Consider the following 25,306-nt stretch of genomic DNA (forward strand, 5'->3'; position numbering starts at 1 on the left):
AAGCCCGCTGATGGAAACATTGACGATCGCCCGCGTCGGCGGACAGGGCGACGGGATCGCCCAGACGCCGCAGGGGCTAGTGTTCGCGCCCCTGACCCTGCCGGGCGAGATCATCCGCGCCGAGACGATCAAGGAGGGCCGCGCCGAGGGCGTGGAGATCCTGACCCCGAGCCCCGACCGTATCGCGCCGGTCTCGCCCCAGTATGGCGACTGCGGCGGCTGCTCCCTGCAGCACTGGGCGACCGGCCCCTATCTGGAGTGGAAGCGCGAACAGGTTCGGCTGGCCCTGGCCCGCGAAGCCATCGAGACCGAGATCGAGGCCACGGTCGCCGTGCCCATGGCCTCGCGCCGTCGGGTGGCCCTGCACGCCCGGCGCTCGCCCGAGGGCAAGGTCATCCTCGGCTTCAAGGCCCGCAAGAGCTGGCGGCTGGTCGAGATCGCCGAATGCCCGGTCGCCGACCCGCGTCTGGTCCGCGCCTTCCCCTCGCTGGCCAGGGTCGCGGGGGCCTTCCTCGAACATCCCAAGTCGGCCCCGACGCTCCACGTGACCTGGACCGACGCCGGCCTCGACGTCGATGTGACCGGGGTGGAGCGCAAGTCGGGCGGCCTGTCGCGCGACCGCCAGATGCAGGCCATCCGCGCCGCCGGGGAGGCCGATCTGGCCCGCTTGAGCATGGCCGGCGAGACGTTGGTCATGGCCCGCCAGCCCCGCATCACGTTCGGCCCGGCCAGCGTGCCCCTGCCGCCGGGCGGCTTCCTTCAGGCCGTGCCCGAGGCCGAACTGGCCATGACCAGCCGCGCCGTCGCCGCCGTGAAGGGCTCAAAGAAGGTCGCCGACCTGTTCTGCGGCTCGGGCAGCTTCACCTTCCCCCTGGCGACCGTCGCTCCGGTGCTGGCGGCCGACGCCTCGGCGGCCGGGATCGCGGCCCTGAAGGCGGGGGTCAGCTCGACCTCCGGCCTGCGCCAGATCACGGCCGAGGCCCGCGACCTGTTCCGCCGCCCCCTGTCGCCGTTCGACCTCAAGGGCTGCGACGCCATCGTCTTCGACCCGCCTCGCGCCGGAGCCATCGACCAGACACAGCAGATCGCCGGGACCAAGGCTTCGGTCGTGGTCGGCGTGTCCTGCAACCCGACCACCTTCGCCCGCGACGCCAGGGTCCTGATCGACGCCGGCTTCCGGCTGGAGACGGTGACCCCCGTCGACCAGTTCCTCTGGTCGGCCCACGTCGAACTGGTTGGGGTGTTCAGGCGCTAGGCGGCCCCAGGCGGCCTTAGGCAGATTGACCCAGCAGGGCGGCCCGTTCCTCGGCGGTGGCCATCCGCCACTTGCCCTCGGGCAGGTTGTCCAGCCGGATCGGGCCGATGCGGACCCGGATCAGGTCGATGACCTCCAGATCGACCATCTCGCACATCCGGCGGATCTGGCGATTGCGGCCTTCGCGCAGGATGAACTTCAGCCGGAAGGTCTCCATCCGGCTGACATAGGCGGGCCGCAACTGCCGCCCGTCCAGCATCAGGCCGTGCCGCAGGATCTTGAGCTTCTTCTCGGTCACGTCGCCGACGACCCGGACCAGGTACTCCTTGTCGAGGTCGCTGTCGGGCCCGATCACCGCCTTGGCCACAACCCCGTCGGAGGACAGCAGCAGCAGGCCGCGCGAGTCCTCGTCCAGCCTCCCGATCGGGGGCAGGGAGGCGTCGGCCGCCGGGACCTCGCCGTCGCCGACGCGGTTGGCCTCGGTCAGCAGGCGTACGGCGGGGATCTTGTCGGGCTCGGGCTGGCCCGAGACATAGCCGATGGGCTTGTGGATCAGGATCGTCACGCCGGCGGCCAGGGCCTGGGTCGCCTGATCCGCCAGGGTCAGGGTCTGGCCAGCCTCGATCTTGCGGCCCGCGTCGGTGACCACGGTCCCGTCGATGGAGACCAGACCTTGCGAGATCAGGGCGTCGGCCTCGCGCCGGGAACAGACGCCGGTCTGGCCCATCCACTTGTTCAGCCGGATCGGTTCGTCGCCGTCATAGGTGCGGGTGAAAGCCATGGCCGGTCCTAGAGGCCATGGCTCCCTTCGGGCAAGCGCTTACTGAACCAGCGCCGCCTTCGCGATCTCATTGTCCTCCGACGCGGCGGCGCCCGAGACCCCGATGGCCCCGACGATCTTGCCGTCCACGACGATGGGGATGCCCCCGGCGATGGGCAGGGTGTCCTCGTTGGCCAGGGTGACGGTGCGGCCGGCCAGGGTGCGCTCTTCCATCGTCGAGGTCGCCAGCCGGTAGCGGGCGGCGGTCGAGGCCTTCTTCTGGGCCACATAGATCGAGCCGTACTGGGTGTCGTCCATGCGCACGAAGGCGACCAGCTCGCCCGAGGGCTCGACGATGGCCACCGCCATGCGGAAGTGACGCGCCTCGGCGGCGGCCACGGCGCGGGCGATCAGGGCCTGTGCGGCCTCCATGCCGATCGGCGCGCCATAGGCAGGCGCCTGAGGGGAGGGGGCGGGGGCGGGCGCGGCCGTCTGGGCCCAGGCGGGCGCGGACAGGTCGCGGCGGCGAAGGCGAGGGCGGCGAGGGCGGTCTTCATGGGCGTCGTTTCCTTGGTTGTCGTTGGAGGGGTCAGGCGCGGCGGAACAGGAGCATCAGGTTGTTGGCGGGCATGGCGACCCTGAGCGTCAGGTGCAGGCCATGCTTCCTCGCCTCGGCGGCGACGGCGTCGCGGTCGCGCAGGCCCCAGTCGGGGTTGCGGGTCTTCAGGCTGTCGTCGAAGGCGGCGTTGGACGGGGCCAGCGGCGTGTCGGCCTCGTGGTAAGGCCCGTAGAGGGCCAGCAGCCCGCCGGGGTTGGCCAGAACCCGCCCGGCGCCGGCCATCAGACCCTCGGTCGCGGCCCAGGGGCTGATGTGGACCATGTTGATGCAGAGGACGGCGTCGAACGGCCCCTCGGGCCAGCTCTCCGGGTCGGCGGCGTCCAGATCCAGCGGCGGGCGCAGGTTCGGCGAGCCGTGCAGGCCGGTCCAGGCCCCGATGCTGATCCGCGCCTCCTCGCTTGGGTCGGCGGGCGTCCAGTCGAGGCCCGGGAACGACTCGGCGAAGGCCACGGCGTGCTCTCCGGACCCCGCGGCGACCTCCAGCACTCGTCCACGGGTCGGAAAGTGCGCAACAAGGACCTGTCGGACAGGTTCGATATTGCGTCTTGCCGCCGGCGAGGAAATTGCGCCCGACGGGAGGTTTTCAAGCGTATCCATCGTCTTCATTCGAATGATACCGGTGTCATCTCCGAGGTCAAAAATCACTTTATGATGAACGACATAGCGGACAGCCGTGGTGAAAACTTGCCACAGTTGACGCAGGGTCCGCAGGCTGTCTTTGTAACTGAAACATCACGTCATGTTACTTCAAGGGTTCAGCAGCGCCGCTTCGAAATGAGCGCTGCGGCCGGTGGTTCAGGAGCTATCCCATGTCTGCCCTCGAGATCGAACCGGTATCCGTACCGGGCCTTCACCCTGCGCCAACACGTCACGCCCGGCTGGTCGCCTGGGTTGAGCAGATCGCGGCGCTGACGCGGCCGGATCGGGTGCACTGGTGCGACGGGTCGGAGGCCGAGAAGGCCGCCATCGTCGCCGACCTGATCGACAAGGGCACGCTGAAGGCGCTGGACCCGGTCAAACGGCCCGGCAGCTACTACGCCGCCTCGGACCCGCGCGACGTGGCCCGGGTGGAGAGCCGGACCTTCATCTGCTCGGAAGACGAGGCCGACGCCGGTCCGACAAACAACTGGTCCGACCCGATCGAGATGCGCGAGCGGCTGGACGGGCTGTTCGACGGCTGCATGGTCGGTCGGACCATGTACGTCGTGCCGTTCTCGATGGGGCCGCTGGGCTCGAAGATCTCGGCCCTGGGCGTCGAGATCACCGACAGCGGCTATGTCGCCGTGTCGATGGGCATCATGACCCGGATGGGCAAGCCGGCGCTGGACGTGCTGGGCGACGACGGCATCTTCGTGCCGGCGGTCCATACGCTGGGCGCGCCCCTGGCCCCCGGCCAGAGCGATGTTCCGTGGCCCTGCAACGCCGACAAGTGGATCGTCCACTTCCCCGAGACCCGCGAGATATGGTCCTACGGCTCGGGCTACGGCGGTAACGCCCTGCTGGGCAAGAAGTGCTACGCCCTGCGCATCGCCTCGGTCATGGCCCGCGACGAGGGCTGGCTGGCCGAGCATATGCTGATCCTCAAGCTGACCAATCCCGAGGGTGAGGCCAAGTACGTCGCCGCCGCCTTCCCGAGCGCCTGCGGCAAGACCAACCTGGCCATGCTGCAGCCGACCCTGCCGGGCTGGAAGGCCGAGACCATCGGCGACGACATCGCCTGGATGCGCTTCGGCGACGACGGCCGCCTGTACGCCGTGAACCCCGAGGCCGGCTTCTTCGGCGTCGCGCCGGGCACCAGCCATGCGTCCAACACCAACGCCATGGCCACTCTGGCGACCAACACCGTCTTCACCAACACCGCCCTGACCGCCGACGGCGACGTCTGGTGGGAGGGGATGTCCAAGGACGCGCCGGAAGGGATGACGACCTGGAAGGGCGCAGCCTATGACGCCGCCTCGGGCGAGCCCGCCGCCCACCCGAACGCCCGCTTCGCCTCGCCGGCCTCGCAGTGCCCGACCATCGCGCCCGAGTGGGAAGACCCGAAGGGCGTGCCGATCTCGGCCATCCTGTTCGGCGGCCGCCGCGCCTCGGCCGTGCCGCTGGTGACCGAGGCCTTCGACTGGGAGCATGGCGTGTTCCTGGGCTCGACCGTCGCCTCGGAAGGCACCGCCGCCGCCGAGAACGCCATCGGCGAGCTGCGCCGCGATCCCTTCGCCATGCTGCCCTTCTGCGGCTACAACATGGGCGACTACTTCAGGCACTGGCTGGGCCTGGGCGAGAAGGCGGCCGACGCCTCCAAGCTGCCGCGCATCTACTTCGTCAACTGGTTCCGCAAGAACGAGGACGGCCAGTTCGTCTGGCCGGGCTTTGGCGAGAACGCCCGGGTCCTGAAGTGGATCTCCGAGCGGCTGGACGGCAAGGCGACGGCGACCGAGACCGCGGTCGGCCGCGTGCCCTCGGCCGCGGCGCTGGACCTCGAAGGCCTCGACCTGTCGGACGCCGACCTGCAGCTGCTGCTGGACGTCGACACCCAGGTCTGGAGCGAGGAGGCCTCGCTGATCCCGGCCTTCTACGACAAGTTCGGCGACCGACTGCCCAAGGCCCTGTGGGCCCAGCACGAGGCGCTGGTCGAGCGTCTGAACGCCGAGGGCGGGCTGGCCGTCTCGGCTTAAGAGCCCCCGCCGTCTCCTCGCGAAGGGCTCGGAGCCACCTCCCCATCGCTGCGCGACGGGGAGGAGAAGGCTTGAAATGAAGGCGCGGGCGGTCGAAGGACGGTCCGTGCCTTCTTCGTCTTCTCCCCTGAGTACCGACATTCTCGTCCTCGGCGCCGGCGTGCTGGGCCTGTGCACGGCTGTAGAACTGACCCGGCGCGGGCGACAGGTGGTCGTGCTCGATCCCGGCGGCGGCAACGCCTCGTCCGTGGCGGCGGGGATGATCGCGCCGGCGATCGAGTCTTTCGTCGATGGGGCGAGCCCTGACCACGCCCGGCTGTTGCGCGAGGCGGGGCGCCTGTGGGCGGACTATGCCGGGATCAGGCTGAAGCCGGCGCCGGCCATCTGGCGCGGCGCGGACGGCGAGCGGACGGTGGCGACCCTGCGGGCCTTGGGCTTCGAGGCGTCGCTGGACGGGCAGGGGCAGGTCCATGCGGCCGATGATGTGCAGGTCGATCCCGTCGCCGCCCTGGCGCAACTCCGCGCCCTGTTGGAGGCGCCGGTGGTCGAGGGCGCGGCCCGGAGCATCTCGCGGATAGAGACCGGCTGGGCCGTCGAGACCGACGCGGGTCGGATCGTGGCGACGACGGTGGTGCTGGCCACGGGCGCTGCGGAACCCCTGACGGGCCTGCCGGAGAGCGTCGCGGGGCTAGTGCGCCAGATCGCCCCGATCAGGGTCCCGGCCGCGCTGACGGTGCATGTCAGGGAGGCCGCGCCCGAGATCCCGTCAGTCAGCGCCCGTTCCGGATAGGCCCGGCTCATCTGCGCCGCGGAGGGCTGGCTGGCCCACTGCGGCCGGGTGATGACCGGCGGGGTCCGCGGCGGCTCGGCGACGACCGCCGGCGCCACCGGAGCCGGGTCCTCGAACGCGATGACCGGGCCGGGGTTCGTCGACGGGGGCGACGAGGTGTCCGCGAAGATCGTCGGCGTCGGCAGGGTCGGCGCCGGGGTCTCATGGATGTTGTTGGTCGCCGGCTGTGGCTCCTGTGGCTGAGGCTTCTGCGGCTCGGGCGGGATGATCGGTCGTTCCATCGAGATGGTGATGGAGGGCGGTTCTGTCGTCGTCTCAGTCGGCGTCAGTTCGAACTTCTGATAGTAGAGGGCCGCCCCCACCCCGACGTGGGCCAGGACCACGACCGCGACCGCGATCACGGTGGCGCGCGGCAGAGGCTTCTTGCGTTCGCCGTAGTCCAGAGGGCTGACCAGACCCGGTCCGCCGGCTGTCTTCATCATCATGGCAGTCACTCCTGTGGCCGCTCCCCAGCCGCCCACGGATGAAGTTCGCGCCAAGCTTGTGTCGGCTTTTGGGCAAGGCCAAGCTTATCAATGCTCACCTGGGTGCGACACGCGCGAAGGTGGCGGATTCATCTTTCGTTAACCACGTTCGACGAGCGTCCGAAACATTATGACGGTTGGATCGATTCCCTCATCTGGCGGCGTGGAGGCGGCCATCCGGCGCGCCTCGACGGCGACCGGCGTGGACTTCGACTTCCTGATGAAGACCGCCCGTCGGGAGAGCGCCTTCAACCCCTCGGCCCAGGCGCGGACCTCGTCTGCGGCGGGCCTGTTCCAGTTCATCGAACAGACCTGGCTGTCCACGGTCAAACAGTCTGGGGCCAAGCACGGATACGGCCAGTACGCCGACCTGATCCATCAGGGACGCGACGGGCGCTGGCGCGTCGAGGGCTCGGCCCGGAACGTAGTCATGGACCTGAGGTTCGACCCGCAGGCGGCGTCCAGCATGGCGGCGGAGCTGACGGCGTCGAACGCCGCCTATCTGCGCGGTCGGACGGGGCAGGAGCCCGGCGCCGGAGACCTGTACGCCGCCCACTTCCTGGGCCCGGCCGGGGCGGCCCGGCTGATGGAGGCGATGAAGTCCAACCCCGGCGCCAGCGCGGCCTCGATGTTCCCGGATGCGGCCCAGGCCAACCGCTCGATCTTCTACCGCGACGGCCGTTCGGCGACGGTGGCCGAGGTTCACGCCAATCTGCAGAAGACCGCGGGCGAGGGGGCCCCGGCCGCCGGCTCCAGCCGGTCGCTGTCGACGCCGCCGACCGATCAGGAGCGGGACATCATGATGGCCGCGCGCCTGGACCGGCTGAAGCAGAACGAGAGCCTGCTGGCCCTGCTGCTGGGGCAGGACGGCCAGGGCTCCGGCAGCGGCTTCGGCGGCGCCTACGGCCCGGAGCCCGACGCGAGCTGAGGCCCGGGTTTGCACTCGAAAAAAGCGAGTGCAAAAGGTGCAATCCTGAAGGCAATGGATGAAGAGGCGGCAAGCAAGTCATTGATTTGACGTCTGCGCTGTTGAGACACCTGATTGCACTCGCCCCTGCACTCGGGTGCAATGCCGGAGCCGTCGGGCGTCGTCGGTCGCCTGATATGTCAAAGACCCTACGCCATCCTACACCCTGGCCGGGGCATGCTAAGCCGAACGGCCGTCCGGGGCGAAAGGCGGCGGGATTTCAAGGCCCAAGCGGCAAGTGGAATGCGAGCTCGCGGCGCCGGAACGCAGTGTTGGTAAACCAGACGTTAAGCATGGCAAGGTGAGGATGAACCGGGGGCCGATTCTCTGTCCGCCCTTCCCAAGAGCCGCCGCATGACCGCCTTTCGCGCCCGCCTGACCGAGTTCGACATCCGCCGCCTGATCAAGGCGTCCGACGAGGACGAGCGCGCCTCGGCGGCCCACAAACTGTGCCGCAGCATCGACCGGGCCGAGCTGGATGACGCCGACCGCGAGGCGGCCCAGAAGATCCTGCGCGTCCTGGCCAATGACGCCGCCGAACTGGTGCGCCGGTCGCTGGCGGTGACGCTGAAATCCTCGGACCTGTTGCCGCACGACGTGGCGCGTCGGCTGGCGGCGGACGTCGACAGCGTGGCCCTGCCCATCATCGGGTCCTCGCCCGTCTTCACCGATGACGACCTGATCGAGATCGTCCGCGCCGGATCGGCCGTGCGTCAGGTGGCCATCGCCGGGCGGCCGAAGGTGTCGCGCGACGTCGCCGACGCCCTGAGCGTCGACGGCTGCGAGATGGCCGTGCGCACCCTGGCCTCCAACGACAACGCCGACCTGTCCGAGACGGCGATGCTGCGCTCCATCGACCGCTTCGGCGACACCGCGGAAGTCGTCGCGGCCCTGTCCTATCGCCAGGTCCTGCCGCTGGGCGTGACCGAGAAGCTGATCGCCCTGGCCAGCGACGCCGTGCGCGAGCACCTGATCAGCCGCCACGCCGTGGCCCCCGAGACCGCCATCCGCCTGGCCACCTTCGCCCGCGAGCGCTCGACCATCGATCTGGTCGACCAGGCGGCCGCCAGCGCCGACCTGCCGCGCTTCGTGGCCCAGCTGAACGCCCGCAAGGCCCTGACCGCATCCCTGCTGCTGCGCGCCCTCGCGCGCGGCCAGATGATCCTGTTCGAGCATGCCGTCGCCGAACTGGCCTCGACGCCGCATTCGCGCGCCTGGCTGATGGTGCATGACGCGGGTCCGCTGGGGCTCAAGGCCATCTATGACCGGGCCGGCCTGCCGCCGCGGCTGTTCCAGGCCTTCCGCGCCGGTGTCGACACCTGGCGCACGCTTCAGGCCGAGGGCGCCGACACCTCGGGCGAGGAGTTCCGTCAGCGCATGCTGGAGCGGTTCCTGACCCAGCGCCCGAACACGCCGCGCGACGACCTGGCCTATCTGATGGAGCGGCTGGACCAGCCGCCTGTGCCCGCCACGGGCCGCAACGCCTCGGCGGCCTGAGGCTACTTCTGAAACGCAAAACGCCCGCTCGATCCGAGCGGGCGTTTTGTATTGTGGAGTGCGGTGACGCTTACGCCCGGTAGGCGGTGACCTCGGCTTCGAGGGTCTCGGCCAGGGCGCGGCCGACCGGATGGTCGTCGGTCTGGATCTGGTCGCGAACCACGGCCTTGATGGCGTCGATGTGGGCGTCCAGCAGGCGGACCGGGGCGCTGGCGCGCTTGGTCGGGTCGTCCAGCAGCTTGCACAGCGAACCGGCCAGGCGGGTGACCAGCGGATATTGATAGGTGGTGCCGAGACCCTTGAGATCGTGGGCGCGGAAATACAGGCCCTCGGCGGTCTGGGCGTTCAGACCCTCGGCGCGGATGGCGGCCTGGGCGGCGTCCAGCTTGTTGATTTCGTCCTGCAGCCACTGGCCGAATTGGGCCGACATCGCCTTCAGGGCCTCTTCGGCCTTGGCGATGGCGTTGGCGTCGATTCCGCCGAACCCGCCGCCGACCTTGAGGCGCAGGGTGTTGGGCGGGCGAATGACCTGGGCCGGGTTGCTCACGGTGACTCCTCGGGACGTGCAGCGCCAGACTGAACGATCTGCCTTAAGGAACGGTGACCTTTCGGCCTATCCGGTGAATTGTTCCAGCAGGACCCGCTCCTCGAACGAGCGGCCGGCCTCGAACAGCATGGTCAGGCTGATGTCGCGGCGCTCGCGGACCTCGACCCGGGCGACGCGGCGGATCTCCAGATTGTCGGCGACGGCGCTGACGGGGCGTTTGTCATGCTCCAGCACCTCGAAGGTGACCCTGGCCTCGTGCGAGAGCAGGGCGCCACGCCATCGGCGGGGGCGAAAGGCGCTGATCGGGGTCAGGGCCAGCATCCGGGCGTCCAGGGGGATGATCGGGCCGTGGGCCGAGAGGTTGTAGGCGGTCGAGCCTGCCGGGGTCGCGACCATACAGCCGTCGCAGGTCAGCTCGTCCAGCCGCACCTTGCCGTCGATGGTGATGCGTAGTTTGGCGCTCTGGCGCGTCTGGCGCAGCAGGGAGACCTCGTTGATGGCCAGGCCGCTGGAGACCTCTCCGGCCTCGTTCCAGGCGTCCATCTGCAGCGGGTGGATGACGGCGCGGCCGGCGGCGGCGATGCGGGCCGGAAGGTCGTCCTCCTCATAGTCGTTCATCAGGAAGCCGACCGAGCCGCGATTCATGCCGTAGACGGGCGTGCGCCGGGTCAGGTCGCTGTGCAGGGTCTCCAGCATGAAGCCGTCCCCGCCCAGGGCCACGATGACGTCGGCTTCCTCGATGGGGACCGAGCCGTAGCGTTTGGTCAGGAGGGCGCGCGCGAACTGCGCCTCGGGACGCTCGCTGGCGGTGAAGGCGATAGCCATCGGGGGGGAGGGGGTGGTTTCGGTCACGGCCGCACGCAAGCCGAGGCCAGCCGCGAAGTCAAATACCGAAGTGCGACGTCAGGCGGCGACGTCGGCGACCATGGCGCGGAATTCGCGGGCGGCGTCGGCCTGTGAACCGCCGGCCATGCCCCATTCCCCGCCCCAGCCCGGCAGGCCGTTGGTCAGTTTGCGGATTTCGTCGAGCACGGCCGGGAAGACGGCGCGGTCGATGCCGACGGCGCTGCAGGCCAGGAACAGGGCCTGGGGCGAGGGGCGGCTGACCGCGGCGCGGATCTGGGCGATGCTGAAGCCGCCGAGGGCCGCCAGCGAATGTTCGAACAGGCTGAGGCGCTTCTCGCGGATGGCGCGGATCAGGAAGCCGGGGCGGAGCTGGCCCGCGCTCTGCAGCTTGGCGACGAGGCGACGCTCCATCTCCTCACGCTCGGAATGAGTCGGCTGGGGCGTGGCGGGGACCGGGATGCGGCCGGGGCCGACGCTGATCACGGCCGTTTCGATCGCCTTGGCCAGATAGGCGTCGTCGACGCGGAAGCGCTCGCCGATGGCCTGACGCAGGGCCTGACCGACCAGACCGTAGAGCTCGCGGGCCAGGACGTCGTTGAGGCGCGGGTGGCGGGTCAGGGGCGCACGCAGGGCGGCGACGCGGCGCGACTGCTCGACCAGACGGCCGAGGCCGCTCTCGCTGATCTCGGCGGTGCGGTTGGAGGCCAGCGCCGTCATGGTCGCGGGCTCGGCGGCGTCGATGATGGCGTCGGCGACGGCGCCGCTCAGCATCGGGCGACGGGCGACCTCGATATGATGCTCGACCGTGGCCTCGACCAGGATGCGGATCAGGTCGTGATCCTTGAGCAGGGGGCTGTTGGCGATGATCGGCCGGGCGATCTCGATCTCGTCGAGCGCCAGCATATTGACCAGGGCCAGGGGCGCCCATTCGGCGCCGGCCAGGCTCTCGGCCAGGGACTTGCGGATGTCGTGCTCGGCCTGGCGGGCCAGGGTGAGGAAGATCTCGGTCAGGACCGGAGAGACCTCGGCGCCCGCCGGGGTCGAGTCGCACAGGGCGGCGATGCCCAGCAGCAGCCGTTGCCGGTCGTCCGTGGTGCGGCTCTTGGCCAACGCCAGCAGATCGGCGGGCGAGACGCTCTCCGGCCGCGAAGGGGCAAAGGTTTGCAACGAGGCGACAGCGGTCACGGCGAACTCCGGTCGGATCAGGTCCGATTCTGGATCGAATGGTGCGGTACCGGTCATGAAAACTCGGTTAACCGGGCATCAACCTTACCGAGCCTTCCCCGGCGTCACGCTTGACGGGTCGGCGTCACGGGAGGACGGTGGCCGTCACGTCCGGAGAGGCGACAGGAAGGATACCCCCATGGCCGACGGCGCCGCCCCGCAAAGTCTGAAGTCCCGCGTTTCCGAGGCCGAATGGCAGGCCCGGGTCGAGCTGGCCGCGCTGTACCGGCTGGTCGCCCTGCACGGCTGGGACGACATGATCTTCACCCATATCTCGGCCCGGGTGCCGGGACCCGAGCACCATTTCCTGATCAATCCGTACGGCTGGTATTTCGAGGAGATGACCGCCTCGGCGCTCGTGAAGGTCGATCTGGACGGCAACATCGTTCAGGAGACCCAGAGCTTCATCAATCCGGCGGGCTTCACCATCCACTCGGCGGTCCATGCCGCGCGCGAGGACGCCCATTTCGTCATCCACCTGCACACCACGGCGGGGGTGGGGGTGGCGGCGCAGCAGGAGGGTCTGCTGCCGATCGGCCAGAACGCCTGCCTGCTGCAGCATCAGGTCGCCTATCACGGCTATGAGGGGCTGGCGCTGAACCACGACGAGCGTGAGCGGCTGGTGGCGGATCTGGGCGACAAGCCGCTGATGCTGCTGCGCAATCACGGGACGCTGGCGGTCGGTCAGACGGCGGCGGCGGCCTGGATCGGCATGTTCTTCCTGGAGCGGGCCTGCGCCCAGCAGGTGGCGGCGCTATCAGGTGGCCGCGAGCACGTCCTGATCGCGCCGGACGCGGCGCAGGAAGAGACCAAGCAGCAGGGCGGGGGGCTGCCCTTCGTCGCGGCCCTGGCCTGGCCGGGCGCGCTGCGGATGCTGGACCGCAAATCCCCGGGTTACGACGCTTGAACGCGGCCGCGGCGCTTCTTGCAGGCGTCGCGGTCCTTCTGTCTCCGGCAGTGGCCGACGCAGGAGCGTGGACCCAGCCGAAGGGCAAGGGCCAGATCATTGTCAAATATGAGGATATGCGTGCCGATCAGGGGTTCGACCCGGACGGTAATCGCGTCGACCTGCCTCAGGAGCGGCGCGACAGCTCGGCGGGGGTGTTCGCGGAATATGGGCTGACCGACCGGCTGACGGTGCAGTTCAAGGGCGACTGGCAGGACGGCGAGGACATCTTCCTGAACTACGAGGGGCGGGGGCCGCTGGAGATCGGCCTGACCTGGCAGGTCTGGCGCGACGACGCGACCGCCGTCAGCCTCTATGGCGGCTATGCGTCGGCCGGGGAGGGGCGCAACGCCGGCTATGCGGCGCCGGGCGTGGGCGATCATGATTTCGAGGCGCGGGTCTCGGTCGGGCGGTCGTTCGGCGGCCAGCCTGTGCGCTGGGGCCCCGACCGGTCCTTCGTCGAACTGCAGGCGGCGCGGCGGATGCGCGACGGCCTGCCGGACGAGACACGGGTGGATTTCACTGTCGGCGGCCATTTCGGCGAGAGCTGGATGGTGCTGGCCCAGGCCTTCGGCGGGGCGGCCGACGACGACGGCTCGGCGGAGGGGGCCCGCTGGCTGTCGGTCGAGACCTCGGTGGTGCGCAGGCTCGGCGACTGGAGCCTGCAGGCCGGCTGGCGACAGACGGCGGCGGGCCGGGAGACGCCGGTGTCGGGCGGGCCGGTGCTGGCGGTATGGCGACGCTTCTGAAATCACCGCTAAAAAGCCGAAACTGCGACATCCGCGACCGACGGAGTTACGAACGGCGCGCGTTACACAGACTTTAGTTGCCTCGACGGCAGGACCGGCTATGTCCGACCCCGCCTGAAAAGTCTTCAGACGTCCGTCCCCCACGGCTCCCGAGAGTACCCGCGTGATCAAACGCCATTTCTTCCTTGTCGCCGCCGGCGTCATGCTGGGTCTTATGGTCCTGGCGGCGGTGCTGCACATCGCCTTCGCCAAGGATGAGGGGTCGGCCAAGGCCGCGCCGGGTGGCGGTCGCGGCGGGCGCGGCCAGCAGGTGTCGGAAGCGACGGTCGCCTCGCGCTCGTTCAGCGACACCATCCGGGTTCTGGGCGTGGCCCGGGGGCTGAAGTCGGTGAACATCACCTCCAACTCGACCGAGCTGATCACCGCGGTCCTGTTCCGCGACGGCCAGCGCGTCGCCGCCGGGGCGCCGCTGGTGCAGTTGCAGGCGCGCGAGGAAGACGCCGGCATCATCGAGGCCCGCGCCGAGGTCGCCCAGGCCGAGCGCGAATACGAACGCTATCGCGCCCTGGCCGAGAAGGGGATCGCGCCGCGCGTGACCGCCGAACAGTCCGAGACGGCACTGGCGACGGCGCGCGCCTCTCTGGCGGCGGCCGAGGCGCGTCGGGGCGACCGGATGATCCGCGCGCCCTTCGCCGGCGTGCTGGGCCTGACCACGGTCACCTCGGGCACCCTGATCAATCCGGGCGCGGTGATCACGACCCTGGACGACACCAGCGTCATCCGCGTCGATTTCCCGGTGCCGGAGCGGTATCTGGGCGTGCTGCGCCCGGGGCTTTCCCTTACCGCCACCGCCGACGCCTTCGGCGGCGAGGCCTTCCAGGGCCGCATCGCCCTGATCGACACCCGCATCAACGAGACCACCCGCGCGGTCACCGCCCGGGCCGAATTCCCCAATCCCGGCGGCCGGATCCGCCCCGGCATGCTGATGCGCGTCGCGGTCGCCCAGGGCGAGCGCCAGAGCGCCGCCGTGCCCGAGGCCGCCATCCAGTATGAAGGCCAGGGCGCCTTCGTCTATCGCATCGCCAAGGGCGAGAGGGGCTCCACCGCCCAGCGTGTCGAGGTCGAGACCGGCGCCGTCGAGGGCGGGTTCGTGGAGATCGTTTCAGGCCTGAGCGTCGGTGAGAAGGTGGTCGGCGGCGGTCTGAACCGCATCCAGCCCAACGCCCCGGTCACCGTGGGCGGCGCGCGCGGCGCCAGACAGGGCGGGGGCGGCGGTGGCCGCGGTGGTCAGGCTCCTGCTGGCCAGGGCGCCGCACGATGATGCTCTCCGACGTCGCGGTCCGGCGGCCCGTCTTCGCGGCGGTGGCCGCCATCGTGCTGTGCGTCATCGGCGCGGCGGCCTTCTTCTTCCTGCCGGTGCGCGAACTGCCGGACGTCGATCCGCCGGTCGTCTCGATCAGCACCAGCTACGCCGGCGCCTCGGCCGAGGTCATCGAGAACCGCATCACCGAGCCGGTGGAGCAGCAGATCGCCGGCATTCAGGGCGTCGAGCGGATCACTTCGTCCAGCCGCGACGGCCGGTCGAACGTGACCATCGAATTCTCGCTGGACCGCAATATCGACGACGCCGCCAACGATGTGCGCGACCGCGTCGCCCGGGTCGTCGGCCGCCTGCCTGAACAGGCCGATCCGCCGGAGGTGTCCAAGGCGGACAGCGATTCCTCGCCGATCATGATCCTGTTCCTGCGGTCGTCGACGATGAACCGGCTGGAGCTGACCGACTACGCCGACCGCTATCTGCTGGACCGTCTGGCCACCGTGCCGGGCGTGGCCCAGGCCCAGATCTTCGGCGAGCAGCGCTACGCCATGCGCATCTGGCTGAACGCCGGGGCCATGGCCGCGCGCGGCATTACCGTGACCCAGGTCGAGAACGCCCTGAACGCCCAGAACGTCGAACTGCCCGCGGGTTCGCTGGAGTCGACCGACAAGGACTATACGGTTCGTGTGGCCCGCACCTATGCCCGGGCCGAGGACTTCGCCCTGCTGCCCATCGGCACGGCCGGTTCGGCCCCGACGGCGGCGACCAACACCAATACGAACACGACCCAGCCCTCGACCTCGGGCACGACGGGCGCGATCATCGGCGCCAACCGCTATGTCACCCGCCTGGGCGACATCGCGCGGGTGGAAGAGGCGCCGGCCGAGGCGCGGCGTCTGTTCCGCGGCAACGGCCTGGACCAGATCGGTCTGGGCGTGACGCGTCAGGCCCAGTCGAACGACCTCGCCATCTCGGACGGGGTCAACGCGGCGCTGAAGGACATGCAGGCCAGTCTGCCGCCCGGCACGGAGCTGGTCGTCGGCTCGGACAACTCGGTCTTCACCTCCCACGCCATTTCCGAAGTCTGGATCACCATCGGCATTTCGCTGGCGCTGGTGGCCCTGGTGAACTTCATCTTCCTCGGCAGTCTGCGGGCGGCCCTGATCCCGTCGATCGTGGCCCCGATCTGTCTGCTGGCGACCTTCATCGTGCTGGCGCCACTGGGCTTCTCGCTGAACCTCCTGACCCTGCTGGCGCTGGTGCTGGCGATCGGTCTGGTGGTCGACGACGCCATCGTGGTGACCGAAAACATCCAGCGCCGTCTGGATCACGGCGAGCCGCCGCTGGTCGCCGCCGAGCGCGGGGCGCGTCAGGTCTTCTTCGCCGTCGTGGCCACGACCATCGTGCTGCTGGCGGTATTCGCGCCGCTGCTGTTCCTGCCCGGATATGTCGGGCGGCTGTTCGTCGAACTGGCGGCGGCGATCGCGGCGGCCGTGGCCTTCTCGGCCTTCCTCGCGCTGAGCCTGTCGCCGATGCTGGCGTCCAAGATCCTCAAGCCCGCGGCCGGGTCCGGCTGGGTGGCGCGCAACGTCGACAAGGCGATGGACGGGCTCAAGAACAGCTACGGCGCCTCGCTGGACCTGCTGGTCGGCAGCCGCGTCGCCGTCATCGGCGTGATCGCCCTGATCCTGGTGGTCGGGGGCGGAGCGGTCGGGATGTTCTTCATCCTGCCCAACGAACTGGTGCCGCAGGAAGACCGCGGCCGGGTGCAGGTGCGGGTCCAGGGGCCGGAAGGCGCCGGCTTCGACTATACGAAGAAGATCATGCTCGGGCTCGAGCCGATCCTGGCCCAGTACAAGGCCGACGGCGAGGTCGAGAGCTATCTGATCTCCTCGCCCGGCTTCGGGGGCGGCAGCTACAACTCCGGCAACGCCACCCTGATCCTCAAGGACTGGTCCGAGCGCAAGCGCGCCGCCGACGAGATCGCCCAGGAGCTGAACGGCAAGCTGCGCGGCCAGACGGGCGCCCAGGTCAACGCCTCCATCCCCGGCGCCTTCCAGCGCGGCGGCGGCGGTGGCGGGGGCAACTCCAACTCGGTCGAGATGATCGTCACCGGGCCGGAATACGAGGACATCTATCGCTGGCTGCAGCCCGTGCTGGCCGCCGCGCTGGAGCACCCCGGCTTCTCGCGCCCGCGCCTGAACTATGAGCCCAACGCCCCGCGCCTGCTGGTCGATGTGGATCCGGAAAAGGCGGCGGCCCTGGGCGTTTCCTCGCAGGAGATCGGCCGCACGCTGGAGACCATGTTCGGCTCCCGCCGCGCGACGACCTATATCCGCGGCGGTCAGGAATATGACGTCATCCTGCAGACGGACCGGCAGAACCGCTCGGGCGTCGGCGATCTGGAGGGCCTCTATGTCTCGACCGGATCGGGGACGCTGGTGCCCCTGTCCTCGGTGGTCGACACCAAGACCTCGGGCGACACGCCCGACCGGCGTCGTCTGGACCGGCAGCGCTCGATCAGCCTGCAGGCCGACCTGAACCCCGGCGAGACCATCGCCGACGCCGTGGCCTTCCTCAATGCGGAAGCGGCCAAACAGCCTCAAGGGGTTGTGGCGATCCAGTGGGGCGGGGCGGCGCGGGATCAGGCCGAGGCGGGCGGCGCGGTGGGCGCGGCCTTCGGCCTGGCCCTGCTGCTGGTCTTCCTGGTGCTGGCGGCCCAGTTCGAGAGCTGGATCACCCCGGCGGTGATCATGCTGACGGTGCCTCTGGCGGCCGCCGGCGGTCTGTTCGGCCTCTTGATGGCCGGGTCCAGCCTGAACATCTATTCGCAGATCGGCCTGATCATCCTGATCGGGGTCGCGGCCAAGAACGGCATCCTGATCGTCGAGTTCGCCAACCAGCTGCGCGACCAGGGCCGGTCGATTCGCGAGGCGATCATCGAGAGCTCGACGCTGCGTCTGCGCCCCATCATCATGACCTCGATCGCCACGGCCTTCGGCGCCCTGCCGCTGGTGCTGTGGCACGGGGCGGGGGCGGGCAGCCGCCAGACCATCGGGGTGGTGATCTTCACCGGCGCGATGTTCTCGACCCTGCTGACCCTGTTCGTGGTGCCGGTGATCTACGGGGCGCTGGCCCGCTTCACCAAGTCGCCCGAATGGACGGCCCGCAAGATTGAAGAGTGGGAAGCCCAGGAAACGACGGCCAACGACAGGGTCCCGCACGCGGCGGAGTAGGGGGGAGGCGTTTCAGTGAGCGAGGGGTGCTAGTGAGCAAGGCGTGAGCGGGGGACGGTGCGGTCTCGCTCTTTCTTGCTCACCTCTTGCTCACCAGCACCGTTCACTCTCAGCGTTTCGCCGCCTCGACGCTCAGATACGCGATGACGTCGCGGCGGTCCGTGGCGTCGGGCAGGCCGGGGAAGGTCATCTTGTTGCCGGGCAGGACGCTGCGGGGATTGGCCAGCCAGTGGTCGATGTGGTCGTCGTCCCAGGCGAAGCCGGCGCCCTTCACGGCTTTCGAATAGTTGTAGCCCGGATGGGTCCCGGCGACCCGGCCGATGACGCCATAGAGGTTGGGACCGGTCATGTTCGGACCGTTTGCGGTGGCGGTGTGGCAGGCCTTGCAGCGGGCGAAGACCCTGGCCCCGTGCTCCAGATCGGCGGTGTTGTAGGGAGCGGGCAGGGCGGCCAGCATAGTCGCTCGCTGGGCGCCGGTCAGGGGCGGCGGAACGGCCACGGGCGGCGCCGCAGGCGTGGTCTCGCCGGAGCCGCAGCCGGCCAGCAAGCCTGCCGCCGCGAGCGTCACAATCCCCAGTCGCATCGCCCACCGCATGATCGTCTCCCGCCTGTGCGCGTCATTGATAGCCGAGGCGGGGCGGGGCGCAATCGGTCAGCTTGACCTATGGACGCGACCGTATCGCACCTGATAATCAGTCACAGCTACGGCGACCTTTATCGTCGCCAGCCTTCGCGTCCGAGTGATCCTGAATGCCCTCCAATGTCATCAAGCTCAGCGAGGCCCGGTTGGGCGATCGCGGCGTCATCACCTCCGTGGGGACCCACTGCCATCACGAGGCGGCGGAGACCGAGCTGGAGCGGCGGCTGCTGGAGCTGGGCCTGGTCGAGGGCGCGCGGATCGAGCTGATCCATCAGGGCCTGTTCGGGCGCGACCCGATCGCGGTCAAGGTCGATGACATGCGCGTGGCCCTGCGCCGCAAGGAGGCCGCCAGCCTGACGCTTAGCCTCGGCGACGACATCGCGGAAGCCGCCGAATAATGGATATCGCCGTACGTCCCGCCCGGGTCGCCCTGGTCGGCAATCCCAACTCGGGCAAGACCGCCCTGTTCAACGCCCTGACCGGCGCCCACCAGAAGGTCGCCAACTACGCCGGCGTCACCGTCGAGCGGAAGGAGGGGATCATCCGCTCCGCCTCGGGCCGAAGCCTGTCGGTGCTGGACCTGCCGGGCACCTATTCCCTGCGCGCCCGCAGCCCGGACGAGGAGGTCACCCGCGACGCCGTCCTCGGCAAACTGGTCGGAGAGGCCGAACCGGACGCCATCATCTGCGTCGCCGACGCCACCAACCTGCGCCTCGTGCTGCGTCTGGTGCTGGAGCTGAAGCAGGTCGGGCGGCCGATGGTGCTGGCCCTCAACATGTACGACATCGCCCAGCGGCAGGGCCTGAGGATCGACCTGGAGAAGCTGCAGGCCGAGCTGGGCCTGCCGATCGTGACGACCGTGGCGACGCGCAAACGCGGGATCGAGGACCTGGTCGCCCAGGTCGAGAACCTGACCCTGACCGCCGCGCGGGGTGAAACCGGTGAGGGCGGCTGGCACGCCCCCGATGCGTCGGAAATCCGCGCCGCCCACCGCCGCGCCGAACAGATCATGCGCGACTGCGTGCGCCCGCCCGAGCGGCCCGACACCCTGACGGGCAAGATCGACGGGGTGTTGCTGAACCCGGTACTCGGCCTGCTGATCCTGTCGGCGATCCTGTTCGTCATGTTCCAGGCGGTCTTCACCTGGGCCGCACCCCTGATGGACGGCATCGAGGCGGGCTTCGGCCTGCTGGGAACCGCCGTCAGCGCGGTGATTCCGGACGAGGGTGCGTGGGGCCTGTTGCAGAGCCTGCTGGTCGAAGGCGTCATCGCCGGGGTCGGCAGCGTGCTCGTCTTCCTGCCCCAGATCGTGATCCTGTTCGCCTTCATCATCCTGCTGGAAGACTTCGGCTATATGGCCCGGGCCGCCTTCCTGCTGGACAGGATCATGGGCGTCGCCGGCCTGCATGGCCGGGCCTTCATCCCCCTGCTGTCCAGCGTGGCCTGCGCCATCCCGGGCGTGATGGCGGCGCGGGTGATCGAGGCCAAGCGCGACCGGATGACCACCATCCTGATCGCCCCCCTGATGACCTGTTCGGCGCGTATTCCGGTCTACACCCTGATCATCGGGGCCTTCATTCCGCAGCAGACGGTCTGGGGCTTTCTGAGCCTGCAGGGGCTGGTGATGTTCGGCCTGTATGTGGCGGGCATCGTCTCGGCCCTGACCGTCTCTTTCGTCATTCGCAAGGTGTTCTGGCGCGGCGCGGTCGAGCCCTTCATGATGGAACTGCCGACCTACAAGGTCCCCGACGTGAAGAGCGTTCTGTTCAATCTGTGGCTTCGGGCGCGGGTCTTCATGGAGCGGGCGGCGCGGATCATCCTGCCGCTGATGGTGCTGATCTGGTTCCTGTCGACCTTCCCCTATCCGCCAGAGGGCGCGACCGGGGCGCCCATCGACTATTCCTTCGCCGGCATGATCGGGCATGCGCTCGAGCCGATCTTCCGGCCCATCGGCTTCAACTGGCAGATGGTCATCGCCCTGGTGCCCGGCATGGCCGCGCGCGAGGTCGCCGTGGCGGCCTTGGGCACGGTCTATGCCGTCGGCGACGTCGACGCCTCGGTCACTGCCCTTGAGGCCCTGCGCACGACGATCCTGGCCCAATGGTCGCTGGCGACCGGTCTCAGCTTCCTGGCCTGGTACATCTTCGCTCCCCAGTGCGTGGCGACCCTGGGCGTGGTCAAGCGCGAGACCAACAGCTGGGGCTGGATGTGGGTGATGGTCGCCTACATGTTCGGCTTGGCCTATCTGGCCTCCTTCGTCACCTATCACGTCGCGGTCGCCCTTGGCGGCGGCGCGGTCGGGGGCTAAGCCCGGAGGGCCGCGCGCGACGCGGCGCCGGATTCGTCCATGCCGCTACCCGCCGTCACGGCCGTTCTGCTGGGTCTCGCCGGACTGATCATCGGCAGTTTCCTCGCGGCCGTCAGCGTGCGCCTGCCGCGGGAAGAGGACGTGGTGGCGGGGCGGTCGCGGTGCATGAGCTGCCGCCAGCCGCTCAAGCCCTGGCAGATGGTCCCCGTGTTCAGCTGGCTGATTCTGCGCGGCCGCTGCGGCCAGTGCGGGGCGGGGATCTCGGGCCGATATATCCTGATCGAACTCGCGGCGGGCGGCGTCGGGGTCTGGGGCGCGCTGAACGGCCAGTCCTGGCTGATGATCGGGGCGACGGCCCTGCTGGGCTGGCAACTGCTGCTGATCGCCATCATCGACGCCGAGAATTTCTGGCTGCCCGACGTCCTGACGATGCCGCTGATCGGTACGGGACTGATCGCCTCGGGCCTTCTAGCGGGGGGGCTGCCCTGGAACCAGATCGTCGGCGCCGTCGCCGGTTTCGGTCTGCTCTGGCTGCTGGCCTGGCTGTATCGCCGGGTGCGCGGGCGTGAAGGCCTGGGCGGGGGCGATCCGATCCTGTTCGGGGCCACGGGCGCCTGGGTCGGCTGGACCGGCCTGCCCAGCGTCCTGCTGTGGGCCAGCGTCGTCGGACTGAGCCTGGTGCTGGCCCGGCTGCTGCTCCGGCATTCCGTGCGGGGCGCGGACCGGATGCCGTTCGGAACCTTCCTGGCCATCGGCGCCTGGCTGACCTGGCTGTACGGTCCGCTGGGGCTCTAGCGGCCCGGATCAGCGTCCCGTGACGATCTTCACGACGATATGGCCCGTGGTGTCGATGATGGCGTCGGGCGGGGTGTCGCCGCGCTTGAGCAGCTCGAAGCCGTCAGCCATGGCCTCGACCAGGTTGGCGACCTGATAGGACGTCAGCCGCGGGTCCAGCCCCTTGGCGTGATAGCCGGTGGCGTGGGCTTGGGCGATGCGGCGTTCGAAGGCGAGGTGGACACGGCGCAGGCGCTTGACCCGGCTCTCGATGAAGCCCGCCTCGCCCTTGTCCGCCAGCATATGTTCGATGCGCAGCACCGGGCCGTGCTCGTGCCAGAAGGCGAGGACGTCGACCACATAGGCGCGGGCGGCGTTGAACGCCTGTTCGCCCGACCAGTCGCCGTCCAGATGGCGGGCCAGAACCTGGAAGTCGGTGGCGCAATCCTCACACAGCGCCAGGACCGGCTCTTCGACAGTCTTGAAATAGGTGTAGAAATTCGACGGCGACAGACCGGCCTCGGCGGCGACGTCAGCGACCCGGATCTCGCCCAGATGCCGGCTGTCGAGCAGGCGGCGCGTGGCGGACAGGATGGAAGCTCGGGTCCGGCCGCCGCGGGCGCCGATCCGGTGTCCGAGCTTGTTGATGTTGGTCGGGGCCATGGGGAAGTGTCGTCCGGCGGGGCGCGTTCGCTCTCAGTCCGAGCGAGGGGGAGGAAATGGGCCGTTTCCGGACCATCCATTCGTTTCGCCAGATTTGAAGCGGCGCGTCAACGCGCGGCACGCTGGGAGGTTGCGTCAGCGCTGACACCGGTCCCAGATATTTACGGCTTGGTAACGGGTGCGGACCGGCGCTATCGTGCCCGCTGTCTCCGGCGGCGACCTCGCCGTTTGCGCTCCAAAGAGGCTGAGCGATGGATCTGCCCGTCGATACCGCCCTGTCCTATTCCATCCAGCCCGAGGACGCGGGTTCGCCCGGCGTCGGGCCCTGGGTCTGGACGGTGATCGACGAGGACGGCCGCAAGATCGTCACGGGCCTGGCGCCGAACCAGGACCTGGCCCAGACCCAGGCCCGCAACGCGATCACCGACCGGTCCCAGTCCTAGGTCGGGTTGGTCTCAGGCCGGCCGCTCAGGCCGGATTGGCGGCCCGGCGCTGAAGCTCGTCAGCACGACGTTCCAGTTCGTCGGCCCGACCGGGCAGGGTGCGCGACAGCTCCTGCAACTGCTCGTCGGTGACGGTGCGGCCCTGTTCGCGGGCCTCGGCGATCTGGCGGGCGCGATAGGCGGGATCGCGCAGGCGGGCGGCTTCTGCACGCATCTGATCGGCGCCGTTGTGCATCTGGCGGGCGCCGGCGCCCATCTGGACGCGGGCGTCGGCGCGGGCGCGGGTGGCCTGTTGGCGGGCGACCTCGGCTTGGGCCCGGGCCTGATCGGCCTGAACGCGAGCGGCGTCGGCGCGGACGCGAGCCTCAGCCCGGGGCGCGGCGCTGGCGCGGGCGTCGGCCATGGCTCGGGACCGCGCCTGGGCGGCTTCGGCGCGGGCGGAGGCGGCGGCCTGACGGGCGACATTGGCCTGTTGGCGAGCCTCGGCGGCCTGGGCGCGGGCCGCAGCGGCGGCGCGTTGCTCCTCGGGCGTGGCCTCGCGGGTGACCGAATAGCCGTTGCCGTAGCTGTAGGTGATCGTCCGGGGCGGCGCGGGGGCACCGGCGGAGCAGGCGGGGCGGGCATGGACACAGGGGCGGGCGGCGCCGGCGGGGCCGGAGGCGCGCTCATCGACCACTCGTCGGACGCAGCCGGAGCCGGGGGCGGCGCCGGAGGAGCCGGCGGCGCGGGCGGGGCGGGCAAGGCGTCGTCCTGATCCGACCATGAGGTCAGAGGCGCGAGCGGGGCGAGGGGCGCGACGACGGCGCTCATGGCGGGCAGGGCCGGGATGGGCGGCAGGGGCGGAGCTTCGAAGCCGTGCTCGCGCAGTTCGAGCGCGGCGAGCGGGGTGGCGACCGCGGCGAGGGCGGCGACGGTCAGGGCGACGGTCAGGGGGCGGCGGCGGTTGGGCGAGGCGCTCATGATGCAGGCGATCCTTCTTTTGAGAGTGCGGGTGTTCGCGGCCATGGGGGTGGCGGCGTGCGAGAGAGAGGGCGGGCAGGCCGCGAGCCGGACGAGGGCGCGGGCATAGGTCGGGGCGTCGACGGTGCGCAGGGCTTCGGCGTCGGCGGCTTCTTCCGAGCGGGCGGCGAGGACGGCGTGCAGCCGCCAGACCAGGGGGTTGAACCAGAACAGGGCCAGCGCCAGCCGCGACAGGATCAGGAAGACCCAGTCGCGCCGCTTCAGATGCGCCAGCTCGTGGGCGAGCACGGCGGGGGCGGTCTCGGCGGCGGCGAGACTGGCCGGATCGACGATGATCACGCCCGGCGAGACGCCCCAGCTGAGTGGGCTGGACAGGCGGTCACTGCTGACCAGGCGCGGGCGCGGGGCGGGCGACAGGCGGGCCAGGGGCGTCAGCCAGGACGGGGCGGTGACCGCGCGGCCCTCGCGGGTCCAGCGGTCGAGCGTGGCCAGACCCAGCAGGAAACGGCCCGCGACGGCCAGGACGCCCAGGATCCAGATCACGGCGGCGATCAGGCCTGCGATCTGAGCGGGCGAAGGCGCGGGCAGGGCGCCCGACACCTCGACGCCCGCGACCGGACCGATGTCTCCGGCCCAGAATGCCGCCGGGAGAGCGGAGGGGGACGGGGCGGGCGCGGCGGACGCCGGAAGGATGGCCAGTTGCAGCGACGGCATGAGGGCGGCGATCACCGGCAGGGCCAGCAGGACGCAGACGGTGGCGCGCAGGATGTCGACCCGATCGGCGGCCCGGCCCGCGACCCAGTGGGCGGCGGCCAGACCGGCCCCGGCGACGAGGCTGGACTTGATCAGCAGGGACAGGAACAGGGCGAGGGTCATTCGCGGCCTCCCTTCCTTTCGGTGGCGTCGTCGATGGCGCGCTCGAGGGCGGCGGCCTCCTCGGGCGTCAGCCGCTGGCCGAGACCCAGCAGGGCCGTAGCGGCGCTGGCCGCCGAACCGGCGAAGAAGGTGTCGATCATCTTCTGCAGGGCGCCGGCGGCGACCGTGTCGGTGCGCGGGACGGGGCGGTAGCTGACGCCGCCGGAGGTCTGGGTCCGGGCGACGAGACCCTTGGTCTCCAGCCGCGCCAGCAGGGTGCGGACGGCGGAATCGCTGATCGGGTCGGCCAGGGCGTCGCGCACATCGGCGACCGCGCCCGACTCCAGCCGACACAGTGTTTCAAACACCTCGCGTTCCCGCCGGGGAAGGGACTCGATCATGACAACTCCTCGCGCATCGCGACGCTACGTTTGTAGCGCTACATGCGTAGCGAATTGGGTCGGGATTGAGGCGGCGACATGAACTCGCCGTAGGGTCGGCGAAGTTCTGGATATACCTCGCTTTCCCTGCACGGGCGCCGTCGGGGAAGCGGCGCGGTCAGAGGGCGGGGGAGGCTCCGCCATGTATCAAAACCGACATGATCGGGACATGCAGGCGTCACCTGCAGTACATTTCCGCGTCACGCAGAATACATTTTGCTGTCTTTGAGCTGTGAACTGACCAAAACAATTCCGCCCTAGTTTTGGCGTCCT

The 25,306-nt window shown here is 69.8% G+C and carries 24 protein-coding genes; 14 read left to right on the top strand and 10 right to left on the bottom strand.

The features are described from left to right. Nucleotides 1–10 precede the first annotated feature (10 nt). The gene (locus tag IFJ75_RS03800; RefSeq protein WP_207871401.1) at nucleotides 11–1,255 is read left to right on the top strand and encodes a class I SAM-dependent RNA methyltransferase; all 1,245 of its coding nucleotides are present in this window, start codon (nucleotides 11–13) and stop codon (nucleotides 1,253–1,255) included. A gap of 16 nt (nucleotides 1,256–1,271) precedes the next feature. On the opposite strand, the gene IFJ75_RS03805 is transcribed toward IFJ75_RS03800, so the two are convergent. The 3 genes from IFJ75_RS03805 to IFJ75_RS03815 all read right to left on the bottom strand — a co-directional run bounded on the left by IFJ75_RS03805 (nucleotide 1,272) and on the right by IFJ75_RS03815 (nucleotide 3,240). Beyond that, nucleotides 1,272–2,036 (bottom strand): pseudouridine synthase, encoded by a 765-nt coding sequence (locus IFJ75_RS03805; RefSeq protein ID WP_207871402.1) that lies wholly within the window; start codon nucleotides 2,034–2,036, stop codon nucleotides 1,272–1,274. 39 nt (nucleotides 2,037–2,075) lie between these two features. After that, entirely contained in the window at nucleotides 2,076–2,447 is a 372-nt protein-coding gene (locus IFJ75_RS03810; RefSeq protein WP_207871403.1) for a GlcG/HbpS family heme-binding protein, read from the bottom strand. Nucleotides 2,448–2,604: 157 nt separating this feature from the next. Further along, complete coding sequence (locus tag IFJ75_RS03815; protein WP_207871404.1) at nucleotides 2,605–3,240, bottom strand: DUF938 domain-containing protein; 636 nt, start codon at nucleotides 3,238–3,240, stop codon at nucleotides 2,605–2,607. A gap of 203 nt (nucleotides 3,241–3,443) precedes the next feature. Between IFJ75_RS03815 and IFJ75_RS03820 the strand changes: the two genes are divergently transcribed. The 5 genes from IFJ75_RS03820 (at nucleotide 3,444) to IFJ75_RS03840 (ending at nucleotide 9,084) form a co-directional block, all read left to right on the top strand. Further along, nucleotides 3,444–5,306, top strand: coding sequence for a phosphoenolpyruvate carboxykinase (GTP) (locus tag IFJ75_RS03820; RefSeq protein WP_207871405.1), 1,863 nt, complete (start codon nucleotides 3,444–3,446; stop codon nucleotides 5,304–5,306). 76 nt (nucleotides 5,307–5,382) lie between these two features. After that, on the top strand, nucleotides 5,383–6,096 hold the full coding sequence (locus tag IFJ75_RS20165; protein WP_225896976.1) for an NAD(P)/FAD-dependent oxidoreductase: 714 nt from the start codon (nucleotides 5,383–5,385) through the stop codon (nucleotides 6,094–6,096). Between the two features lie 51 nt (nucleotides 6,097–6,147). Beyond that, a complete protein-coding gene (locus IFJ75_RS20170) occupies nucleotides 6,148–6,339 on the top strand; it encodes a hypothetical protein (protein WP_207871409.1) in 192 nt (63 codons plus the stop codon). Between the two features lie 411 nt (nucleotides 6,340–6,750). Next, on the top strand, nucleotides 6,751–7,548 hold the full coding sequence (locus tag IFJ75_RS03835) for a transglycosylase SLT domain-containing protein (protein WP_207871410.1): 798 nt from the start codon (nucleotides 6,751–6,753) through the stop codon (nucleotides 7,546–7,548). 393 nt (nucleotides 7,549–7,941) lie between these two features. After that, nucleotides 7,942–9,084, top strand: a complete 1,143-nt coding sequence (locus IFJ75_RS03840) for a DUF2336 domain-containing protein (RefSeq protein ID WP_207871412.1) — start codon at nucleotides 7,942–7,944, stop codon at nucleotides 9,082–9,084. Between the two features lie 70 nt (nucleotides 9,085–9,154). Here the strand turns inward: IFJ75_RS03840 and IFJ75_RS03845 are convergent, their stop codons facing one another. The 3 genes from IFJ75_RS03845 to IFJ75_RS03855 form a co-directional block, all read right to left on the bottom strand. Next, nucleotides 9,155–9,631 (bottom strand): Hpt domain-containing protein, encoded by a 477-nt coding sequence (locus tag IFJ75_RS03845; protein WP_207871414.1) that lies wholly within the window; start codon nucleotides 9,629–9,631, stop codon nucleotides 9,155–9,157. A 66-nt stretch (nucleotides 9,632–9,697) separates the two neighbouring features. After that, a complete protein-coding gene (locus IFJ75_RS03850; RefSeq protein ID WP_207932454.1) occupies nucleotides 9,698–10,456 on the bottom strand; it encodes an NAD kinase in 759 nt (252 codons plus the stop codon). A gap of 78 nt (nucleotides 10,457–10,534) precedes the next feature. Next, on the bottom strand, nucleotides 10,535–11,662 hold the full coding sequence (locus tag IFJ75_RS03855) for a DUF2336 domain-containing protein (RefSeq protein ID WP_207871416.1): 1,128 nt from the start codon (nucleotides 11,660–11,662) through the stop codon (nucleotides 10,535–10,537). A 178-nt stretch (nucleotides 11,663–11,840) separates the two neighbouring features. Between IFJ75_RS03855 and IFJ75_RS03860 the strand changes: the two genes are divergently transcribed. From IFJ75_RS03860 to IFJ75_RS03875, 4 genes are all read left to right on the top strand, one after another. Further along, nucleotides 11,841–12,608 (top strand): class II aldolase/adducin family protein, encoded by a 768-nt coding sequence (locus IFJ75_RS03860; RefSeq protein ID WP_207871417.1) that lies wholly within the window; start codon nucleotides 11,841–11,843, stop codon nucleotides 12,606–12,608. A 50-nt stretch (nucleotides 12,609–12,658) separates the two neighbouring features. Further along, a complete protein-coding gene (locus IFJ75_RS03865) occupies nucleotides 12,659–13,396 on the top strand; it encodes a hypothetical protein (RefSeq protein WP_225896977.1) in 738 nt (245 codons plus the stop codon). A gap of 163 nt (nucleotides 13,397–13,559) precedes the next feature. After that, nucleotides 13,560–14,717 (top strand): efflux RND transporter periplasmic adaptor subunit, encoded by a 1,158-nt coding sequence (locus tag IFJ75_RS03870; RefSeq protein WP_207871421.1) that lies wholly within the window; start codon nucleotides 13,560–13,562, stop codon nucleotides 14,715–14,717. Beyond that, nucleotides 14,717–17,950 (top strand): efflux RND transporter permease subunit, encoded by a 3,234-nt coding sequence (locus IFJ75_RS03875; RefSeq protein ID WP_207932455.1) that lies wholly within the window; start codon nucleotides 14,717–14,719, stop codon nucleotides 17,948–17,950. The genes IFJ75_RS03870 and IFJ75_RS03875 overlap by 1 nt, the downstream gene beginning before the upstream one ends. A gap of 109 nt (nucleotides 17,951–18,059) precedes the next feature. Here IFJ75_RS03875 and IFJ75_RS03880 read toward each other — a convergent pair whose 3' ends face one another. Further along, a complete protein-coding gene (locus IFJ75_RS03880) occupies nucleotides 18,060–18,545 on the bottom strand; it encodes a c-type cytochrome (protein WP_225896978.1) in 486 nt (161 codons plus the stop codon). A gap of 155 nt (nucleotides 18,546–18,700) precedes the next feature. On the opposite strand from IFJ75_RS03880, the gene IFJ75_RS03885 reads away from it, so the two are divergent. The 3 genes from IFJ75_RS03885 to IFJ75_RS03895 are packed head-to-tail and all read left to right on the top strand — an operon-like array spanning nucleotide 18,701 to nucleotide 21,693. Next, a complete protein-coding gene (locus IFJ75_RS03885) occupies nucleotides 18,701–18,988 on the top strand; it encodes a FeoA family protein (protein ID WP_207871423.1) in 288 nt (95 codons plus the stop codon). Further along, nucleotides 18,988–20,898 carry a ferrous iron transporter B gene (feoB, locus tag IFJ75_RS03890; protein WP_207871425.1) on the top strand — a complete coding sequence of 637 codons (1,911 nt, stop codon included), beginning with the start codon at nucleotides 18,988–18,990 and terminating at the stop codon, nucleotides 20,896–20,898. The genes IFJ75_RS03885 and feoB overlap by 1 nt, the downstream gene beginning before the upstream one ends. A gap of 39 nt (nucleotides 20,899–20,937) precedes the next feature. Then, nucleotides 20,938–21,693 (top strand): prepilin peptidase, encoded by a 756-nt coding sequence (locus IFJ75_RS03895; protein WP_207871427.1) that lies wholly within the window; start codon nucleotides 20,938–20,940, stop codon nucleotides 21,691–21,693. A 9-nt stretch (nucleotides 21,694–21,702) separates the two neighbouring features. Here IFJ75_RS03895 and IFJ75_RS03900 read toward each other — a convergent pair whose 3' ends face one another. Next, complete coding sequence (locus tag IFJ75_RS03900) at nucleotides 21,703–22,335, bottom strand: TetR/AcrR family transcriptional regulator (RefSeq protein WP_207931366.1); 633 nt, start codon at nucleotides 22,333–22,335, stop codon at nucleotides 21,703–21,705. A 251-nt stretch (nucleotides 22,336–22,586) separates the two neighbouring features. On the opposite strand from IFJ75_RS03900, the gene IFJ75_RS03905 reads away from it, so the two are divergent. Beyond that, entirely contained in the window at nucleotides 22,587–22,778 is a 192-nt protein-coding gene (locus IFJ75_RS03905; protein ID WP_207931367.1) for a hypothetical protein, read from the top strand. Nucleotides 22,779–22,790: 12 nt separating this feature from the next. Here IFJ75_RS03905 and IFJ75_RS03910 read toward each other — a convergent pair whose 3' ends face one another. After that, nucleotides 22,791–24,614 (bottom strand): M56 family metallopeptidase, encoded by a 1,824-nt coding sequence (locus tag IFJ75_RS03910; protein ID WP_207931368.1) that lies wholly within the window; start codon nucleotides 24,612–24,614, stop codon nucleotides 22,791–22,793. Continuing rightward, nucleotides 24,611–24,994, bottom strand: a complete 384-nt coding sequence (locus IFJ75_RS03915) for a BlaI/MecI/CopY family transcriptional regulator (RefSeq protein ID WP_207931369.1) — start codon at nucleotides 24,992–24,994, stop codon at nucleotides 24,611–24,613. Before IFJ75_RS03915 ends, IFJ75_RS03910 begins: the two co-directional genes overlap by 4 nt. Nucleotides 24,995–25,306: the final 312 nt, after the last annotated feature.

The sequence above is a fragment of the Brevundimonas goettingensis genome, assembly GCF_017487405.1.
GTDB lineage: Bacteria > Pseudomonadota > Alphaproteobacteria > Caulobacterales > Caulobacteraceae > Brevundimonas > Brevundimonas goettingensis.

Coding starts and splice junctions, on each gene's coding strand:
- IFJ75_RS03800 (WP_207871401.1), top strand. CDS start 11: ATGGAAACATTGACGATCGCCCGCGTCGGCGGACAGGGCGACGGGATC.
- IFJ75_RS03805 (WP_207871402.1), bottom strand. CDS start 2,036: ATGGCTTTCACCCGCACCTATGACGGCGACGAACCGATCCGGCTGAAC.
- IFJ75_RS03810 (WP_207871403.1), bottom strand. CDS start 2,447: ATGGAGGCCGCACAGGCCCTGATCGCCCGCGCCGTGGCCGCCGCCGAG.
- IFJ75_RS03815 (WP_207871404.1), bottom strand. CDS start 3,240: ATGAAGACGATGGATACGCTTGAAAACCTCCCGTCGGGCGCAATTTCC.
- IFJ75_RS03820 (WP_207871405.1), top strand. CDS start 3,444: ATGTCTGCCCTCGAGATCGAACCGGTATCCGTACCGGGCCTTCACCCT.
- IFJ75_RS20165 (WP_225896976.1), top strand. CDS start 5,383: ATGAAGGCGCGGGCGGTCGAAGGACGGTCCGTGCCTTCTTCGTCTTCT.
- IFJ75_RS20170 (WP_207871409.1), top strand. CDS start 6,148: ATGACCGGCGGGGTCCGCGGCGGCTCGGCGACGACCGCCGGCGCCACC.
- IFJ75_RS03835 (WP_207871410.1), top strand. CDS start 6,751: ATGACGGTTGGATCGATTCCCTCATCTGGCGGCGTGGAGGCGGCCATC.
- IFJ75_RS03840 (WP_207871412.1), top strand. CDS start 7,942: ATGACCGCCTTTCGCGCCCGCCTGACCGAGTTCGACATCCGCCGCCTG.
- IFJ75_RS03850 (WP_207932454.1), bottom strand. CDS start 10,456: ATGGCTATCGCCTTCACCGCCAGCGAGCGTCCCGAGGCGCAGTTCGCG.
- IFJ75_RS03860 (WP_207871417.1), top strand. CDS start 11,841: ATGGCCGACGGCGCCGCCCCGCAAAGTCTGAAGTCCCGCGTTTCCGAG.
- IFJ75_RS03875 (WP_207932455.1), top strand. CDS start 14,717: ATGCTCTCCGACGTCGCGGTCCGGCGGCCCGTCTTCGCGGCGGTGGCC.
- IFJ75_RS03880 (WP_225896978.1), bottom strand. CDS start 18,545: ATGCGGTGGGCGATGCGACTGGGGATTGTGACGCTCGCGGCGGCAGGC.
- IFJ75_RS03885 (WP_207871423.1), top strand. CDS start 18,701: ATGCCCTCCAATGTCATCAAGCTCAGCGAGGCCCGGTTGGGCGATCGC.
- feoB (WP_207871425.1), top strand. CDS start 18,988: ATGGATATCGCCGTACGTCCCGCCCGGGTCGCCCTGGTCGGCAATCCC.
- IFJ75_RS03895 (WP_207871427.1), top strand. CDS start 20,938: ATGCCGCTACCCGCCGTCACGGCCGTTCTGCTGGGTCTCGCCGGACTG.
- IFJ75_RS03900 (WP_207931366.1), bottom strand. CDS start 22,335: ATGGCCCCGACCAACATCAACAAGCTCGGACACCGGATCGGCGCCCGC.
- IFJ75_RS03905 (WP_207931367.1), top strand. CDS start 22,587: ATGGATCTGCCCGTCGATACCGCCCTGTCCTATTCCATCCAGCCCGAG.
- IFJ75_RS03910 (WP_207931368.1), bottom strand. CDS start 24,614: ATGACCCTCGCCCTGTTCCTGTCCCTGCTGATCAAGTCCAGCCTCGTC.
- IFJ75_RS03915 (WP_207931369.1), bottom strand. CDS start 24,994: ATGATCGAGTCCCTTCCCCGGCGGGAACGCGAGGTGTTTGAAACACTG.